The sequence below is a fragment of the Haliscomenobacter sp. genome (assembly GCF_965225875.1).
Classification (GTDB): domain Bacteria; phylum Bacteroidota; class Bacteroidia; order Chitinophagales; family Saprospiraceae; genus Haliscomenobacter.
Genome location: NZ_CBDDBS010000003.1, coordinates 676,430 through 693,544 on the forward strand (window position 1 = coordinate 676,430; position 17,115 = coordinate 693,544).

General features: G+C 46.3%; 11 protein-coding genes. 5 read left to right on the forward strand and 6 right to left on the reverse strand.

Annotation, left to right across the window (positions count from 1 at the left end; genetic code table 11):
* The first annotated feature begins 122 nt into the window (after window positions 1-122).
* Entirely contained in the window at window positions 123-3,002 is a 2,880-nt protein-coding gene (locus tag ACO08K_RS23170) for a VPS10 domain-containing protein (protein WP_421798858.1), read from the forward strand.
* Between the two features lie 183 nt (window positions 3,003-3,185).
* Here ACO08K_RS23170 and leuB read toward each other — a convergent pair whose 3' ends face one another.
* Window positions 3,186-4,298: a 3-isopropylmalate dehydrogenase gene (leuB, locus tag ACO08K_RS23175; RefSeq protein ID WP_421798859.1), complete on the reverse strand. Its 1,113-nt coding sequence runs from the start codon at window positions 4,296-4,298 to the stop codon at window positions 3,186-3,188.
* A 380-nt stretch (window positions 4,299-4,678) separates the two neighbouring features.
* Window positions 4,679-5,848 carry a 2-isopropylmalate synthase gene (locus tag ACO08K_RS23180; protein WP_421798860.1) on the reverse strand — a complete coding sequence of 390 codons (1,170 nt, stop codon included), beginning with the start codon at window positions 5,846-5,848 and terminating at the stop codon, window positions 4,679-4,681.
* 149 nt (window positions 5,849-5,997) lie between these two features.
* On the opposite strand from ACO08K_RS23180, the gene ACO08K_RS23185 reads away from it, so the two are divergent.
* Window positions 5,998-7,548 (forward strand): hypothetical protein, encoded by a 1,551-nt coding sequence (locus tag ACO08K_RS23185; RefSeq protein ID WP_421798861.1) that lies wholly within the window; start codon window positions 5,998-6,000, stop codon window positions 7,546-7,548.
* Window positions 7,549-7,616: 68 nt separating this feature from the next.
* Here ACO08K_RS23185 and ACO08K_RS23190 read toward each other — a convergent pair whose 3' ends face one another.
* Window positions 7,617-8,459 carry an O-methyltransferase gene (locus ACO08K_RS23190; RefSeq protein WP_421798862.1) on the reverse strand — a complete coding sequence of 281 codons (843 nt, stop codon included), beginning with the start codon at window positions 8,457-8,459 and terminating at the stop codon, window positions 7,617-7,619.
* Window positions 8,460-8,563: 104 nt separating this feature from the next.
* On the opposite strand from ACO08K_RS23190, the gene ACO08K_RS23195 reads away from it, so the two are divergent.
* Window positions 8,564-10,225 (forward strand): S8 family peptidase, encoded by a 1,662-nt coding sequence (locus tag ACO08K_RS23195; protein WP_421798863.1) that lies wholly within the window; start codon window positions 8,564-8,566, stop codon window positions 10,223-10,225.
* Window positions 10,226-10,317: 92 nt separating this feature from the next.
* Here ACO08K_RS23195 and ACO08K_RS23200 read toward each other — a convergent pair whose 3' ends face one another.
* Window positions 10,318-12,225: a DUF3857 domain-containing protein gene (locus ACO08K_RS23200; protein ID WP_421798864.1), complete on the reverse strand. Its 1,908-nt coding sequence runs from the start codon at window positions 12,223-12,225 to the stop codon at window positions 10,318-10,320.
* Window positions 12,226-12,229: 4 nt separating this feature from the next.
* Complete coding sequence (locus tag ACO08K_RS23205; RefSeq protein WP_421798865.1) at window positions 12,230-14,206, reverse strand: DUF3857 and transglutaminase domain-containing protein; 1,977 nt, start codon at window positions 14,204-14,206, stop codon at window positions 12,230-12,232.
* Between the two features lie 446 nt (window positions 14,207-14,652).
* Here ACO08K_RS23205 and ACO08K_RS23210 point away from each other — a divergent pair, with 446 nt between their 5' ends.
* Entirely contained in the window at window positions 14,653-15,585 is a 933-nt protein-coding gene (locus ACO08K_RS23210; RefSeq protein ID WP_421798866.1) for a sensor histidine kinase, read from the forward strand.
* Complete coding sequence (locus tag ACO08K_RS23215; RefSeq protein WP_421798867.1) at window positions 15,582-16,337, forward strand: LytR/AlgR family response regulator transcription factor; 756 nt, start codon at window positions 15,582-15,584, stop codon at window positions 16,335-16,337. The genes ACO08K_RS23210 and ACO08K_RS23215 overlap by 4 nt, the downstream gene beginning before the upstream one ends.
* A gap of 30 nt (window positions 16,338-16,367) precedes the next feature.
* On the opposite strand, the gene ACO08K_RS23220 is transcribed toward ACO08K_RS23215, so the two are convergent.
* The gene (locus ACO08K_RS23220; RefSeq protein WP_421798868.1) at window positions 16,368-17,105 is read right to left on the reverse strand and encodes a sulfite exporter TauE/SafE family protein; all 738 of its coding nucleotides are present in this window, start codon (window positions 17,103-17,105) and stop codon (window positions 16,368-16,370) included.
* Window positions 17,106-17,115: the final 10 nt, after the last annotated feature.

The window sequence follows — 17,115 nt, forward strand, 5'->3', positions numbered from 1 at the left end:
CTGTTCAGAATGCATTCATCTCTAAAAAAGTACCAGTGCTTGGGCGATCCTTTAAGAATCCCTATTTTCACCCATCACTTAACACGGATTAGTTCAAAACATCCACACAAGCACATTCACCAATGAAACCATTTTTACCGATACTCCTTCTCTGCGTGAGTATTGCCTTGCAAGCACAGCCTTCGGCTACACCCGCTGCACAACGGATGCAGAGCATGGTGCAGCAGCGTAAATCCTTGGAAAACAACTCCCTGGTCAATGGCGTCGAATTCCGCAGCATCGGCCCCACTGTACAAAGTGGGCGCATCGTTGATGTTGATGTAAAAGAGGACGATCCCAGCCATTTTTACGCTGCCTTTGCTTCGGGTGGCCTTTGGAAAACCACCAACAACGGCATCAGTTTTGAGCCTCTTTTTGACAAGGAGGCCGTAATGACCATTGGCGATGTAGCCGTCAACTGGAAAAACAACATCATTTGGCTGGGCACAGGTGAAAACAACTCCAGCCGATCTTCTTATGCGGGTTCAGGAATGTACAAAAGCACCGATGGTGGCAAAAGCTGGCAATACCTGGGCTTGGAAGAAAGTCACCACATTAGCCGCATCATTTTGCACCCCACGGACCCCAATACTGCCTGGGTAGCCGTACTGGGTCACTTGTACAGCCCCAACAAGGAACGTGGGGTATACAAAACCACCGATGGTGGCAAAACCTGGAAACTGACTCTGTTTGCCAATGAAAATGCAGGCGCTGCTGATTTGGTCATCGACCCACAAAACCCCAATATCTTGTACGCCGCTACCTGGCACCGCGAGCGCCGGGCCTGGAACTTCGTGGAATCTGGCACGGGAACAGGTTTGTACAAAAGTACTGATGGTGGAAATAAATGGACCTTGTTGAGCACCCCAACTGCTGGTTTCCCTACCGGCGAAGGCGCTGGCCGGATTGGTTTGGCCATTGTTCGTTCTGGAGGGAAAGCAGTACTGTACGCAGCCATTGACAACTACAACCGCCGGGCACCAGAAACTCCGGATGTTCCAGATGCCTTGACCAACGCCCAATTGCGGACCATGAGCAAAGACCAGTTTTTGGCTTTGAAAAAATACCAGATCAAGGAATACCTGGCAGGCAACCGTTTTCCTGCCGATCTGACGGTGGAGAAAGTGACCGAGATGATCAAATCGGACAAAGCGAAACCCGCTAGTTTGGTGGAATTTACCGAAGATGCCAATTCCCTCTTGTTTGAAACGGATGTGGTTGGATTGGAGATTTACCGCTCGGATGACGAAGGCAAGTCCTGGAAACGTACCCACAAGGATTACCTGGATCAGGTATACAGCAGCTACGGCTACTACTTTGGTCAGGTACGGGTAGCTCCGAATGACCCGAATAAGGTATACGTTTATGGGGTGCCGGTTTTGCGCTCCAATGATGGGGGAAAAACCTTCCGCAGCATCGATGACGACAACGTACACAGCGACCACCATGCCTTGTGGATCAATGGCAAACGCCCGGGGCACCTCATCTTGGGTAACGACGGGGGCATCAATATCTCTTACGACGATGGGGAAAACTGGGTGCATTGCAACACTCCTGCGGTGGGCCAGTTTTATTACATCAATGTCGACATGGCCACTCCTTACAATGTGTATGGTGGTTTGCAAGACAATGGCGTTTGGATGGGCCCCAGCACTTATCAAGCTGGAAGTGGCTGGTATTCCAGCGGGCAGTATCCCTACAAGCGCATTGGCGGCGGCGACGGGATGCAGGTGATGGTGGATACGCGTGACAATGCCACCGTGTATTCCGGATCTCAATTTGGCAGTTATACTCGTCAGAATACCCGTACCGGGGAGCGCAAGTTCATTACGCCTCGGCATAAATTTGGCGAGCGGCCCTTGCGCTGGAACTGGCAGGCGCCAATCCATTTGTCGGTACACAACCAGGACATCCTCTACATGGCTTCCAATAAATTGCACCGCTCTTTCAACAAGGGAGACAATTTTGAAGAAATCTCTGGTGATTTGACCCAAGGAGGTAAAAAAGGGGATGTACCTTTTGGCACCTTGAGCTGTATCCATGAATCTCCGCTTAAATTTGGCTTGCTCTACACGGGCTCCGACGATGGCTTGATCCACGTCAGCCGCGATGGTGGGGTGAGCTGGAAACTGATCACCAACGGTCTGCCGAAAGACCTCTGGGTGGCGCGCATTCAGGCTTCCAGTTTTGTGGAAGGCCGGGTATACGTAGCACTGAATGCATACCGTTACGATGATTTCACTCCATATCTTTACATGTCGGATAACTATGGTGAAACCTGGACAGCTATTGGTAAAGATTTGCCGATGGAGCCCCTTAATGTGGTGAAAGAGGATCCGGTGAATCCAGATCTCTTGTACGTTGGTTCCGATCATGGCTTGTACATTTCGCTGGACCGGGGCAAAAGTTTCCAATTGATGAACAACGGATTGCCTGCCACGCCTATACATGATGTGGTGATTCACCCACGCGAACGGGAGATTGTGGTCGGTACCCATGGTCGTTCCTTGTACGTTGGCGAAGCCAAAGAAATGCAACAACTTAAGGCGGATGTGCTGGCAAGTACTATCAAAGCTTTTGAGCCGGATGCGCCACGGTGGTCGCCGCGTTGGGGGGCTGTATTTGCAGTTTGGGCGGATACGGGTAAAGCAGAAATGAAATTTCCTGTGTACGTCAATGCTGCTGGGAAAGTGAAGATTAGCATCAAATCAGACGATGTGGTGCTCAAAACCTTTGACGCTGATGCTAAAAAGGGGCTGAACTATCTGAGCTACAACCTGACCATGGATGCGGACAAAGGTTCGGTGATGGAACAAAAGCTGAATAAGTCACGCAAGGAGGATGAGCGGCCTACTACATTAAAGGCTGCTAAGGATGGTAAAATGTACTTGCCAAGAGGGGATTACAAGGTCGTGTTGAGTAAGGATGGTAAGGAGAGTGAGGTGAAACTGAGCTTGAAGTAGCACGAGGTTTTTATTTTCACAAAGAACACAAAGGCAGCACCAAGGACACAAAGTTAGACGTAGACGACTTTCTTGCTTGGTGTTCTTGGTGCTGCCTTTTCAATTTTAAAGATATTTAAAATTGAAGCTTATCTGTAAATTTTCAGCTGTAAAGAAGTTTCCCTTTACAGCTGAAAATTTCAATCATATAATCGTCGCCACCCTTTCACCCATCACACTGATGCTGTGCGCTAAATCATAATGATCTGTAATCAAATGATCGATCATATCGCCCATTTGAGAGCAAGAATAAACCGTATCCAGATGCAATTCAGCCGTGCCGATACCCTTTTCCAGGGCGTTGCGCACTTTGTGGCGTACCACGGATGCTTCTTCGTACAATTTGAAATGGTCCAACATCATGGCAACCGAAAGGATTGTAGCAATGGGGTTGGCAATGTCCTCACCCGCTGCCCGAGGAAAAGAACCGTGAATGGGTTCAAATAGGGGAGTACCATCACCAACAGACGCCGAAGGCAGCAGGCCAATCGATCCCGTAATGGCGCTCGCTTCATCCGAAAGAATATCTCCAATCAAATTATCTGTTAAGATGACGTCGAATTCCTTGGGATTCAAGACAATTTGCATGGCCGCATTGTCGGCGTTCAGGTACTCCAATTTTACCGTTGGATAATTTTGGGCCATTTTGTCCACCGTTTCCCGCCACAAGAGCGAGGTTTCCAACACATTGGCTTTTCCAACCAGGGTCAGTTTACCCCGTCGTTTGCTGGCTTGTTTAAAGGCCAGGCGGGCGATGCGCTCGATTTCACGGGGGTGATAAGTCGTTACATCATAAGCGCTGCCATCGGCATTGCGGCCTTTTTCTCCAAAATAAATGCCACCCGTCAGTTCCCGGTAAATGATAAAATCTACGTTTTTGACCCGTTCTTTCTTGAGTGGGGAAAGGTGCAAAAGTGAGTTGACGGTGCGCACTGGGCGAATGTTGGCAAACAAACCCAGTTTTTTGCGCAACTGCAGTAGTCCTTGTTCCGGGCGGGTTTGTACCGTGGTTTGATCATCGTATTTTGGATCACCAACCGCTCCGAACAAAATGGCATCACAGCGTTGCACTCCTTCGAGGGTATGAGTGGGTAGGGGAGTGCCATATTTTTCAATGGCGGCTGCTCCAATATCGAAATAGTGCAATCGGAATTGGTGATGGAATCGGTCAGCAATGGCTTCCAGCACTTTGACGCCTTGTTCAACTACTTCCGGGCCGATGCCATCGCCGGGAAGTATGGCAATTTTCTTTTCCATGGGATACTTATAATTTGTCAGTAAAAAGGACTGAAAAATAATTCAGTTGAGAAGTTGAGGTGTTGAGAAGTTGAGGCTGTCGCAGCGGTAGCCTCAACTTCTCAACACCTCAACTTCTCAACTTTTTCATTAGACGCAATAAAATAGAAAAAGGTTTCCTTTGGCGACACCAAAATGGGAAACCTTTTTCTTTTCTAAAGAACGAACTAAAAGCTGATAATGCTTCTTAAGGCAAAGTAAAATTTTGGTAATATTTGCTGAGGGCAAAAAAAATAAATGTTTCATTTTGCCAAAGGAATAGATAAGTAAACGCTTCATTTCAAGTTTCTTATCTGTTCCTTTGGCTCAGAGAAAATGAAACACTTATTTTGCCCCACTATTTAAATAACTGTTGCCATTTCTTTGGCTTCGGCAATAATGTGCACCAGATCGTTGTCGTCGATCTCCTTTTTACGGTCGGCCCATTCCAAAAACTTGCCGTAAGTGACATCCAATTCATCTTTGGTCAGGTTGTGACCAATTTCTTTGGCGCGGAAGGCCAGGGCAGCACGACCACTGCGGGCGGTCAACACAATTTTGGACTGGTCTACACCTACTTCCAGCGGATCGATGATTTCGTAGGTCTCCCGCTGCTTGATTACCCCATCCTGGTGAATACCGGAAGAGTGAGCAAAAGCATTTGCGCCTACGATGGCCTTATTCGGTTGTACGGGCATCCCCATGCGATCACTGACCAATTGGCTGGTAGGATTCAACAACTTAGAGTTGATACCCGTGGTGAAGCCCAGGTAAGGGTGTTGGCGTAGAATCATCACCACTTCTTCGAGGGAAGTATTCCCCGCGCGTTCCCCAATCCCATTGATGGTACATTCCACCTGCCGAGCCCCGTTTTGTACCCCAGCAATCGAGTTGGCAGTAGCCAAGCCTAAATCGTTGTGGCAATGGGTGGAAAGGGTACACTTGTGGATCCCTTTTACGTTCTCGTAGAGGTATTTGATTTTGAGGCCATATTCCTCTGGCAGGCAATAACCGGTGGTATCTGGGATGTTCAAAACCGTTGCACCAGCAGCCACCACGGCTTCGATTACCCTGGCGAGGTACTCATTGTCGGTACGCCCAGCATCTTCCGCATAAAATTCTACATCCTCAACGAAGGATTTAGCGTATTTTACAGCGGCAACGGCGCGTTCGATGATCTCCTCCCGGGTTGCTTTAAATTTGTGGAGGATGTGCGAGTCTGAAGTGCCAATGCCCGTGTGGATGCGGGGGCGTTTGGCGTATTTCAAAGCTTCGGCGGCAGTTTTGATGTCTTTTTCCACTGATCGGGAAAGCCCACAAACCACGGGATCTTTCACGGCTTTACAAACGGCTTCCACCGATGCAAAGTCACCAGGACTGGAAATAGGGAAACCCGCCTCGATCACATCAACCCCTAGTTTTTCCAGGGCCAATGCCAACTCAATTTTCTGTTCGGTGTTCAACTTACACCCTGGAACCTGTTCCCCATCCCTTAAGGTGGTATCAAATATGTAAATCCTGTTGCTGCTCATTAGTGCGGATTTTGTATGTTTGCTGTCTTCAAAGATATTTTGTTGCTTAGGCGGCTTAAAATCAAAATCAAAAATTAGTACAAGTCGGTAAACAACATTGTATTCCGAAAGTTGTTGACGCTTAATCGATTAATAAAATCGAATCTACAATGCCTAAACAAAAAACTGATGACCTTGTGGCGTTGATCCGCTCCCTTACGCGGGCCGAAAAAAGGCATTTTCGCTTGTTTGTGAAACGAAATCAGTCTTCCGAAGACATTCTGTTTCTGCAACTTTTTGATTTTTTGGAAAAACGTGGCGAGTATGAGGAGGACGTTATTTTGAAAAAAATCCCTGATGTTAAAAAGAGCCAACTCTCCAATCTCAAAGCGCATTTATACAAACAATTGCTGACCAGTTTACGGCTACTGAGTACCAAAAATGCCAACGATATTCAAATCCGCGAAATGGTGGATTATGCCCGAGTGCTCTACAACAAGGGCTTGTACCGCCAGTCCCTGGATATGTTGGAAAAAGCCAAAAGCCGGGCAAAAGCGGGCAATTACCACGCGCTGGCACTGGAAATCCTGGAATTTGAAAAACACATCGAAGGCCAATACATTACCCGAAGCATTGAAGGCCGGGCTGATTCCCTGGCAGCCGAGACTTTAGATCTAACTCGCATCATTGAACAAACCCATGCTTTTTCCAACCTGGCTTTACAGTTGTATGGCTTGTACTTAAAGGTGGGTTATGTGCGCAATGAAAAGGACGCCCAGGAGGTAAAGCAGTTTTTTTATGCCAAATTGCCTAAGGCGGATTATAAAAGCCTTGATTTTATGGGCAAGGTCTACTACAACCAGGCCCACATGTGGTATTATCACATGAACCAGGAATTTACCTCTTGTTACCGTTATGCCCAGCGCTGGGTCGATTTGTACAAGGAGGAGCCGGAGATGCTAGAATTGCATACCCCACTTTATCTCAAGGGCCTACACAACCTGTTGAGTACACTGTACAACATGTTGCATTACAATCGTTATGCCGAAGTTTTTGAAGATTTGATCAATTTTCCCAAGCGCTTCGATATGGCCGATGACAACAACATCGAGGGCCTCTACTTCCTGTTCAAATACATCCACGCCATTCAGAAACACTTCATCGAGGGGACTTTCAGCGAGGGTATCGCCTTGATTCCGGAATTGATGGAGATCATTGAAAGTGATCGTTACAACTGGGATCACCACCGCATCCTGGTCTTTTATTACCGAATTGCCTGCCTTTATTTTGGCAGTGGGGACAATGACAATGCTATAACTTACCTCAACCTGATCATCAATCAAAAGAACCCGGATTACCGGGCCGATATTCAGGTTTTTGCCCGTATCCTCAACCTCATTGCGCATTTCGAAATGGGGAATGCGCAGTTGGTGGAGTACCAGGTGAAATCGGTTTACCGCTTTTTGTCCAAAATGGAGGATATCGGGGCGGTGCACCGGGAAGTATTCCGCTTCTTGCGGCGCATCCCGCGCATGCGCGAGCAGGAGTTGCGCAACGAGTTCATTTCCTTGCGCGATAAGTTGATCAAGCTGGAGAACGATCCTTTTGAGCGCAGGCCCTTTATGTACCTCGATATCATCTCCTGGTTGGAGAGTAAAATTGAGGATAAGGAGGTGCAGGATGTGATTCGGGAGAAGTTTGTGGGGCGGAGGTTGCGGTAGGTTTTTACTTTAATACTTCGCCTCATTTCTGGGGCATTGTCTTCAGAAATGAGGCGAAGTATTAAAAGTCATTTACGTCCAAATAGTCCCAATCTCCAAAACTTCCACTTCCACTTCACCAAACTCAAATGCTGTTCCTCTCGAATGGCATCATCGAAAAACAAGACACCTAGTTGCAACAAATCAATCGACAACTTCACTTGCGGGTGTTTTCGAATTTTCTCCCAGCATCCCTCCATCTCCTTCGACCAATGAATATCCGCCAGCACAATAATCGATTTGGCATGGATTTTGGGTAAACTCCACTCGAAGTATTGCTCTGCTCTTCCGGCGCGATGATCCCCATCAATGAACAAAAAATCCAATTGGGCTATTTCAATGAGGACTTTGGGGAAGGTGTTTTGAAAATCCCCCAAAAGGAGTGAAATGTTCGAAAATTCGAGCCTTTGGAAGTTCATTTGGGCAACATCCGCAATATCGGGGCAACCTTCCAACGTTGTGACCTGTCCATTAGGGGCAGCTGCGGCCATATACATTGTGGACACACCTAAAGAGGTACCCAGTTCTACGATCTGTTTGGGCTTGTAGTGAGCGACCAGGCGGAACAATTGCTGGCCAGTGGCTTCAGATACGGCGCTGTAGCGCAAAATGTTGCGCACACTACGTACTTTGGCTTGATTGGCTTTAGAACCCGCACCCAGATCGACGATTTCTATCGGGTAGTTGTTGCGGTGGAGGCGGGCACGCATGCGCTCAATGAAGGGGAAAGCGTAGAAAAGACGCTCATCTTCCACAATATATTCCACAAAGTCGGCAACAAATGGCGAATGAACATCGTATTTAGTAGCGGCTTGAAAATAAAAGCGCAAGCAACGAAAGCAGAACCGCAGGTAAAAGAGGAATAACATCATGCAAATTCAGTTCAACGCGAAAGATATAATTTGCTTTGGTCTTTGAATACCCTGCGGATGGTCTATTTTTGTTTTTATTCTATTTTGATCAAATAAACCTTGAAATGAAGCGCAAATTTTGCACAATTGTAGCATTCCTGATTGGAATGATGGCTAGCAACTTGATGGCTCAAGCGCCACAAAACTGGTTCCACTTGGATCCTTCCAAAGACGGCGTCCCCGGTTTGGCCACCGAATCGATCTACAAACGTTTGCCTAAAACCAAAAAAGGCAAAACCGTGGTTGTAGCCGTAATCGATTCAGGAGTGGATTACAAGCACGAGGACCTGAAAGACGTGATGTGGGTCAATGAAGACGAAATCCCCAACAATGGCATCGATGACGACAAAAATGGCTATATCGACGACATCAATGGTTGGAGTTTCCTGGGCAATGCCAAAGGAGAAAACGTGGTGCATGACAACCTCGAAGTAACCCGCCTTTATGCAACTTTGAAAAAGAAATTTGAAGGCAAAGACCCAGCTACCTTGAGCAAAGCGGACAAAGCAGAATACGCCAAATACGAAGAATACAAAGAGGTGGTGGAAAAAGGCCGTCAGAGTGCTGAAGGCAACCTTAAGCAATTTGCCATGGTCAAAGATATGTATGACCAGTTGGTAAAAGGTTTAGGAACTGACAATCCATCTCTAAACGACCTGAAGAAGTTTAAAACCACCGACCAGCGCCTGAATGGCATCAAGGGTATCTTTATTCAAGGCATCGAAGCAGGTGAGACCTTCAAAAGTATGGCCGCTCAAATCCTGGAGGCCTACGATCACTACTACGGCCAATTGAATTACAACTACAACCCTGACTACGACCCTCGCAAGATCGTTGGTGACAATTATGCCGACATCAATGAGCGCTTTTATGGGAACAACGATGTAAAAGGCCCCGATGCCAAGCACGGAACTCACGTGGCAGGCATCATTGGTGCCAAACGTGGCAACAACATTGGCATGGACGGTGTAGCAGACAATGTTCGCATTATGTCTGTTCGCACGGTGCCTGATGGCGACGAGCGCGACAAGGACGTTGCCAATGCCATTCGTTATGCGGTAGACAATGGTGCTACAGTGATCAACATGAGCTTTGGTAAGGGGTATTCTCCCAACAAACCAGCGGTTGACGCAGCAGTGAAATACGCCATGGAAAAAGACGTACTACTCATCCATGCGGCAGGTAACGATGGCAAGAACCTAGATTTGACCAACAACTACCCAAATGACCATTTTGAGAAAAAAGGCAAACCGGGCAAAAAATCAGCAACCAATTGGGTTGAGGTAGGCGCCTTGAACGCAGACCTGGGCGAAAATATGGCGGCAGAGTTTTCCAACTACAACCAGGAATATGTAGATGTATTTGCACCTGGGGCAGAAATTTATGCTACAACACCTGAGAATACCTATGAAAATCTTCAAGGTACCAGTATGGCGGCTCCGATGGTAGCAGGGGTTGCGGCTATCCTCCGCTCTTATTTCCCTGACCTCACTGCCGATCAGGTTAAAGAGGTACTGATTGCTTCTTCGGTCAAACAAAACCGGAAGGTGATCAAACCTGGCACTGAGGATGAAAAGGTTGACTTCAGCACGCTCAGCAAAAGTGGCGGCATTGTTAACGTTGAAAAAGCCGTAGAACTCGCCACCAAAACGGTGGGTAAGAAGAAAGGGGTTAAGCGGGTTTTGGAAGCGGGAGATTTGGCTCCAGCACCGAAGGCGATTCCATAATGGAGTGATGAATGATAAGTGATGAGTGATGAATTGCTGCCGCAGCGACATTATTAAAGTCGCTGCGGCAGCAATTCATCACTCATCACTCATCATTTATCACTAACCAGCACCATTTTCGTCCCATCCCACTTCGCAACTTCCCGATAAAAATTGCTAAAGGCCGTATATTCAGTAGCAGGGAGGTTAACCGCTTCGATTTGTAAGCGACGCTTAACCAAAATCTTATCACCCAGCTGTTCTACTTTTACCTCATATTGGCCAAATGGGCTTTCCAGTTTTTTGTCTGAAAAAGGCAAACTTTCCACTTTGTAACCTGCTGGAAGGGTAAAACTTAGATCTGATTCCTGCACATAAGCTTTGCGGTTGACCACTCTTTGGAGGCGATTTTCGGCTTTGGCGGGTGCTTTCGTCAATGGATTGAGTGGATTGAAGGGCACGAACCAGCGTTTGCCCGATCGACTACCCATGCGGCTGAGTGCAGCTTTAAAAGATAAGGAAGCCTCGGCACGGTCTTTTTGGTAATTGACTTGTAGACTATCCAGGGACTCCAGAGCCAGATGGAGGTTTTCTTCCAACCATTCCTTGCGCTCTTTTGCAGCCAAACTTTCCTTCAAGGCACGATACAGCTCATGATTGGCGCCATAAAAATCAGCTCGGGCACTATTTTCAACCTTTCCTTCAGCATCAATCCGAAATTCTGCTCGCCAATACTCCCGATTTTCCTTGCTGCTTAAAACGGGGGTACGCAGCAATTGACCGCCCTCCTCGTTGAGCAACAATACCTGTCGATCGGAGTTGCTTTCGCCCAGGTAGTTGATGGGGTAATTGGTAGAGGTGCATTCCAGCCAGATTTTTTCGGAGGGAACGTACAAAACTACGTGGTTGAATCCGGGATCATTGACAAAGTTTTCGTCAAACACCCGGGGAGCCTCATCTGTATTTTGAATGGCAACCGGGTAGGCTTTGATATTGGCATAATTCAACAGTGCTTTCATGAAGTTGGTCAAGGCCTTACAGTCGCCGTATTTATTGCGGTGCACGTATTCCGCCGTAAATGGCTGCCAGCCACCAATTCCCAATTGTACACTCACATAACGCATTTTGCCTTGCATGTAGCGGTACAACCGTTCGACTTTTTCGGCGTTGTTTTTAGCCCCGTTCAAAACCGTATTCAATTCATTTTTCAATTCCAAAGGAAGTTCATCCCGACCCTGGTATAAGGAGGCCATAAAGCGCCCAAATTCCTTCCAACTGCTCATGCTGCCCGAGTAACTTGCAATCTGGAAGCTGTTGATCGCCAATTGTACCTGGGGCAAAACCTGCTCGTAATGCGGAGAGTAAGGTTCTTCCTTGACTGCTTTCAAATCTCGGACTTTCCATAAGTACTGCTGGTAACCATCTTTGAGTGCATTTACTACAGGATTGAGTTGGATGTTTACGCTACGGTGATGCAATTGGGTGTTTAGTGGAACTTCTACACTCAATTCGCCCAGTTCCACGGCAGTGCCATACCGCTGAATGTCCCAGTCGGGCAGGAGGGCAAGGGTAATCCCCTTTAATTTTTGTTCGTATTCCCACTCCACTGTAAAGGGAAAATCGGTGTGATTGAGGTTCAATACCTTGACTCGGCTGTCTTGGTAAATTGAAAACCCATCTACTGCGGCATAATCTTCAAACTCTTCCTTTTTGATTTTGCGCAACAGCTGATTGTTTTTATCGTACAAATTGGCCCTGAGCTGTGAAATGGGCGTTTCAGGGTCATAGCCGATGTAGATGGTGTTGGCGGTGCTGTTGTTGTTCAGTACTGTTACCACCTTGCGGTAGGAATAAATCCCTTCAGTGTTGGAATTGAGCCGGATTTTGATCCTTTCCACCCGTACTATTTCCTTGGCGTTGGGCAGTAGGGAGTCGATAGGCTTTGGTGCCAAATCGATTTGGGCACGTAGCAAGGGCGACCAGGCGAGTAGAAGTAATACGCTTATGATTTTGAATTTCATGGGATTAGATTTTTTTAAGCACCAGTTGTTCCTGTTGCTTTTCAATGATTAGGTCAAAAAACTTTTTGATGGCCGTGTATTCTTCAGGTTCAAAATGTACCTGGTTGATTTGGATGGTACTGTTGATTTGGAATGTGCGGGTTGTGCCAGCCAGTTTGCTGACCAGGAAGGTGAATTTACCTCCATTCTCCGGTAGGGACAAACTGACTTGTTCGGGCATTTGTTCCACAGCGTAACCTTCGGGTATAGTCAGGTTGAGTACGTAACGATGGGACAAAGGGTAGGGGATATCGACCGGGTATTCCCGTACAGTTTGTTTAAAGGGATTTTCATCAAACGCGGGATGGAATACAGGGTTGAGGTAGATAAAATCGCCATTGACCGTACCTCCTTCAGGAATGACCACTTTGGCATTGTAGGCCAGGGTTTTGTAAATGTCATCTAGGTTTTTGATTGTCACAGAATCATATTCAATATTGGCAAGGGTAGCGGATACATCCTCGTCTTTATCTTCCTCTGGTGCTTGACTGCTACTTTGTGGATCATCTTTTTTGGTCAATTCCTCCCGGACTTCCAGTGCTGCGTAACCATCGTAAGCAGAAACAATTTTTCCTACAGCTTTACCTTCCTCGTTCAAGGTGATATTGAACATCCGGGTTGAGCTGGAGCGCCCGGGGGCAATGTCTACCCATTCTGGTTTTTCAGCGTCGACCACCCAACCTTTATTATTGAGTGCTCTTATTGCGGGCAGTCCCATCGGACGTTGGTGGTGAGTTGCATCCAACAATTGGATTTTATCATTGTGCTTAAGGAAAACCAAAACATAATTGAATTGGCTCCGGATGGGGTACAATTCGATTGGTTGACCGTGCTCCCGGGTACTGACCAAGAGGGGTTTGGCATCAAATCCAAATGCTTTAAGCAGCGCAATGAGCATCAGGTTCACCCCCGCAGCATCTCCTTTTTTGAGCTCAAATACTTTATTTAAGGGTTCCGTTTGGTAGATGCCATTCGTTCCATCCCATTTGATGTGGTCCAGCACAAAGTGGTAAATGGTTTTGATTTTTTCTTCGGGCGTTTTGGCGCTCGCTACCAAGGGAGCTACTTTATCGTATGCGTCGTTGAAATTGGCTTTGCGGTCGATCCTTTTGCCAAAACTTTCATCTTCCAGAAACTGTTTGGCTACGGTTGGCCAATCACTCAGGTACGGTTCCCGGACTCCGTTCTGTACCGTACCACTGATTTGAAAAATGACGTGCGCGGTATAATCAGTCATGGTGGTAATAAAGGCTTCTTCCTTGAGTGCTGGGGCGTCTTTGACCGCCAGGATGTATTTGCGGTTCCGGATGCCGATGCCACTTTCCAAAAACTGCTCGTTGCGATCCAACTCACGACCCCGCGAAATGATCACGAACTCCAAAAATTCAGGGATGTTCAGCACATATTCACTCAAACGCACGGGGATGTCGGTTTGAAAATACCAGGTGGGAATGCGTACCCAATCCTTTGTTTGCATGACGTAGGAATACTCGATGACGCTACCTACCTGTATTTCAGGGAAAGTAAATTTTTTGGTAGTATAGCCCTCGGCAGTTTTTTCTTCAAAAAAATCTTTCTTTTCAATGCTGCGTTTGCTGCCGTCCGGGTTAAAGATTTGGGCTTTGAGCTGGATGATATCCTGATAACGGTCTTTGCTGTAATACGGTATTTCAATATCGCCTTCACTAAATCCATTGCGTTTCAAAATCTTGATGCGGCGGTGAACATTCAATTCGGTCAACTGATCAGGAGCGCGTAAGTCGTAGGTGAAATAGCCAATATCGGCGAGCACCAGGGCAGCGGCGGAGGTGTCCAGGTCATAACTGGTCATTTTTAACTCTTCTTCCGGAATTTTTCCCCATTTGATTGAGGTTTCTTGTGCAGAGAGATTCAAGTACAATACAGTGGCCCATAGTGCCAACATTGAGGTTTTTAAGTTCATGGCAATAAATAATTTATAGATGTTTATTGAAAACTATTCTAAAGGCAAAGCACTAATTCAGACTGCGATTCTATACGAAAGTAACGTGTTGTGAGGTGAATTATTTTAAATGAAACAAGAATTTACCGTAGTTTGTGCAATATTAGAGCCAGTTCATACAACAAACTGGAGACTGGTTGATTAGCTGAAAATCTAACCCGAAACATCTATTAGTTTGCCAAAACGGTCAAGCGATCATCCCTTTTTGCAGAGTAGATAAGGCATTTACTAAGCCATGGGCATTTTACACCACGATTAGTTGTAATTTTGAAGGGTATTTTGATGAATATGGAAACGCAAAACAGATGCAAAACTTCATTCAAAAGCAGCGGGTCCTTTTGATCCATTTCTGCTTCTGGTGTTTTTATTTTTTTACCTTTTGTTACCAATTAAGGGACCACAAAGGTGTGCATGAGACTTGGTTTGACATCATCAGCAATGCTCTTTTACAGGTGACCTATTTGATGTCGGTGGCTTATTCCAATTATTTTCTCTACCTGCCTCGTTTTTTCAAACACAAAAAATGGTGGAAATTTGCCCTGGAGCTGTTGTTGACTGTGGTGGTTGCTACCTGGATTTTTTTGATCCTTAAACGTTATTTGATAGATGGGTACACCCATCAGGTCCCTTTCCCATATTCCAATCGTTTTGCTATTACGGTATCCATGTCTGCCGTTTTTATAGCCTCTTTTATTGCTATGCTCAAATTTTTGGAGGATTGGTTTCAGCTGGAAGCCAGCAAGCGAGAAATGGAGAATGAAAAACTCAGCGCAGAATTACGCTTCCTCAAAGCCCAGATCAACCCACACTTCTTGTTCAATACCCTCAATAACCTGTATTACCTGGCCTATACCCAATCTCCCAATACCACGGAAGTCATCGCCAAGTTGTCCCAAATGATGCGCTACATGATTTACGATTCCAATCACCAGCGGGTGCCCATGAACAAGGAATTGGAATACATGCAGAACTACATCAGTCTGGAGAATTTGCGGCTCAATGACCAAATCCCTATCAAGTTTGACGTAGAGGGAAATCCTGAGCAAGTATTGATTACGCCACTGATTTTGATTACCTTTCTGGAAAATGCCTTTAAACACGGAGTGGGAAACAACAATCCCAATGCCTGGGTAAACATCAGTCTTAAAATTGACCAAAATTCTTGTGTTTATATTGTAGAAAACAGCAAATTACCGACCCAAACCATCGGCGAAAAATCGGGCATTGGCCTACAAAACGTTCGCCGCCGATTGGAATTGAGCTACCCAGCCCAATATGAACTGATCGAGGAAGATCGAAAAGACAGTTATTTTATACAACTTAAATTGGATTTGTCATGAACAATCTGCTGAATTGCTTGATCGTAGACGATGAACCACTGGCACGGAAACTCCTCAGTGATTATGTTCAAAAAGTACCCTACCTCAAGCTTTTACGCACTTGTTCAGGTCCGATGGAAGCCCTGGATTTTTTGCGGGACAATCCGGTTGATTTGTTGTTTTTGGATATTCAAATGCCCGAAATTACCGGACTCACGCTACTAAAGATTTTGCAAAAAAAGCCTTGGGTAATCCTCACCACAGCTTATTCCGAATACGCACTCGAAAGTTATGACCTTGACGTGGTGGATTATTTGTTAAAACCCATCACACTGGAGCGCTTTTTGAAGGCGATGGAAAAAATCAATCAGAGGATGCAAGGCATCGCCAATCAACAATTGCCCTCAGAAGAAGCAGCAGCACCTGTTGCTGTGGTCGAATCAAGCCCTGCTTATATCTTCGTCAAAGACGGCACCAAGTTGGTCAAGGTGAAAATAAGTGAAATCATGTACGTGGAAGGGATGAAGGATTACGTGGCCATCCATACCCCCCAGCAACGCATTGTCACCCTGCAAAGGTTGAAAGCTATGGAGGAACAATTGCCGGAAAACCAGTTTATCCGCATCCACAATTCTTACATTGTAGCCCTGGAGTGGCTGGACTCCATTCATAAGGAAAAAGTCAAAGTTGGCAATGCCCTTTTGCCAATCAGTGATTCCTACCGCAAATCGTTCAAGGATTTTATTGAAAAGAACCACATCAAGATGGACTAAGGGGCGATATAATTTTGCCCCACTACCTAGTTAGTTCAACCAATGTCTTAGCGCGTCCAGCCACATACCCAATGCAATGATGGCCAGTAAGATTCGATTCAATTGATTGAAACGATGTTGAGAGATCTTTTCCATCAACCACTTGCCGATAAAGGTGCCCAGGATGGTTGCGACGCACAAGATCAACAACAAGCATTGGTATTGCCCAAAATCAAAACCGACGGAAATCAAAAACACTCCGGTTTTGACGATTTGCGTCAAAGCCTGGCATACTGATTTGGTGGCGATCAATTCTTCCTTGGCAATGTTGTTGAGCACAAAAAAAGAAGCAATAAAGGGCCCGGTAACGGCCACAATCATTCCCAAAAAACTGGATAAAAAACCCAAAACGACGAACATCCAGGGTCGGGTAGGAGGGAGCTTGCCTTCCGGGATAAAAATACTGATCAGGATAAAAGCGCCGACCAAAAACTCTAACAAGATTGGGTTAAAATAATTGAACAACAAGCCGCCCAGCCAGGCACCTGGCAATAGTAAAATGGAAAACAGGCCAACAACCCTCCACTTGATGAATCGCCAAAATGCAGTGAAACGGGCCAGATTGCCCACCACTTGTATGGCACTGTGCAAGGGAATGGCTTGTTTGGCATCCAGGCCCCAGCTCAGCATTGCAAAGATCAGGGTGCCACCTGCCAAGCCAAATATGGCAGAGACAATCGACGCCAGAACAACACCTAACGCCAATACCATGTAAATTACTGGACTCAATTTCTTGGAT

Bases quoted from the DNA above. Each gene is read 5' to 3' on its own strand.
- ACO08K_RS23170 (WP_421798858.1), top strand. From the start codon at position 123: ATGAAACCATTTTTACCGATACTCCTTCTCTGCGTGAGTATTGCCTTG.
- leuB (WP_421798859.1), bottom strand. From the start codon at position 4,298: ATGGAAAAGAAAATTGCCATACTTCCCGGCGATGGCATCGGCCCGGAA.
- ACO08K_RS23180 (WP_421798860.1), bottom strand. From the start codon at position 5,848: ATGAGCAGCAACAGGATTTACATATTTGATACCACCTTAAGGGATGGG.
- ACO08K_RS23185 (WP_421798861.1), top strand. From the start codon at position 5,998: ATGCCTAAACAAAAAACTGATGACCTTGTGGCGTTGATCCGCTCCCTT.
- ACO08K_RS23190 (WP_421798862.1), bottom strand. From the start codon at position 8,459: ATGATGTTATTCCTCTTTTACCTGCGGTTCTGCTTTCGTTGCTTGCGC.
- ACO08K_RS23195 (WP_421798863.1), top strand. From the start codon at position 8,564: ATGAAGCGCAAATTTTGCACAATTGTAGCATTCCTGATTGGAATGATG.
- ACO08K_RS23200 (WP_421798864.1), bottom strand. From the start codon at position 12,225: ATGAAATTCAAAATCATAAGCGTATTACTTCTACTCGCCTGGTCGCCC.
- ACO08K_RS23205 (WP_421798865.1), bottom strand. From the start codon at position 14,206: ATGAACTTAAAAACCTCAATGTTGGCACTATGGGCCACTGTATTGTAC.
- ACO08K_RS23215 (WP_421798867.1), top strand. From the start codon at position 15,582: ATGAACAATCTGCTGAATTGCTTGATCGTAGACGATGAACCACTGGCA.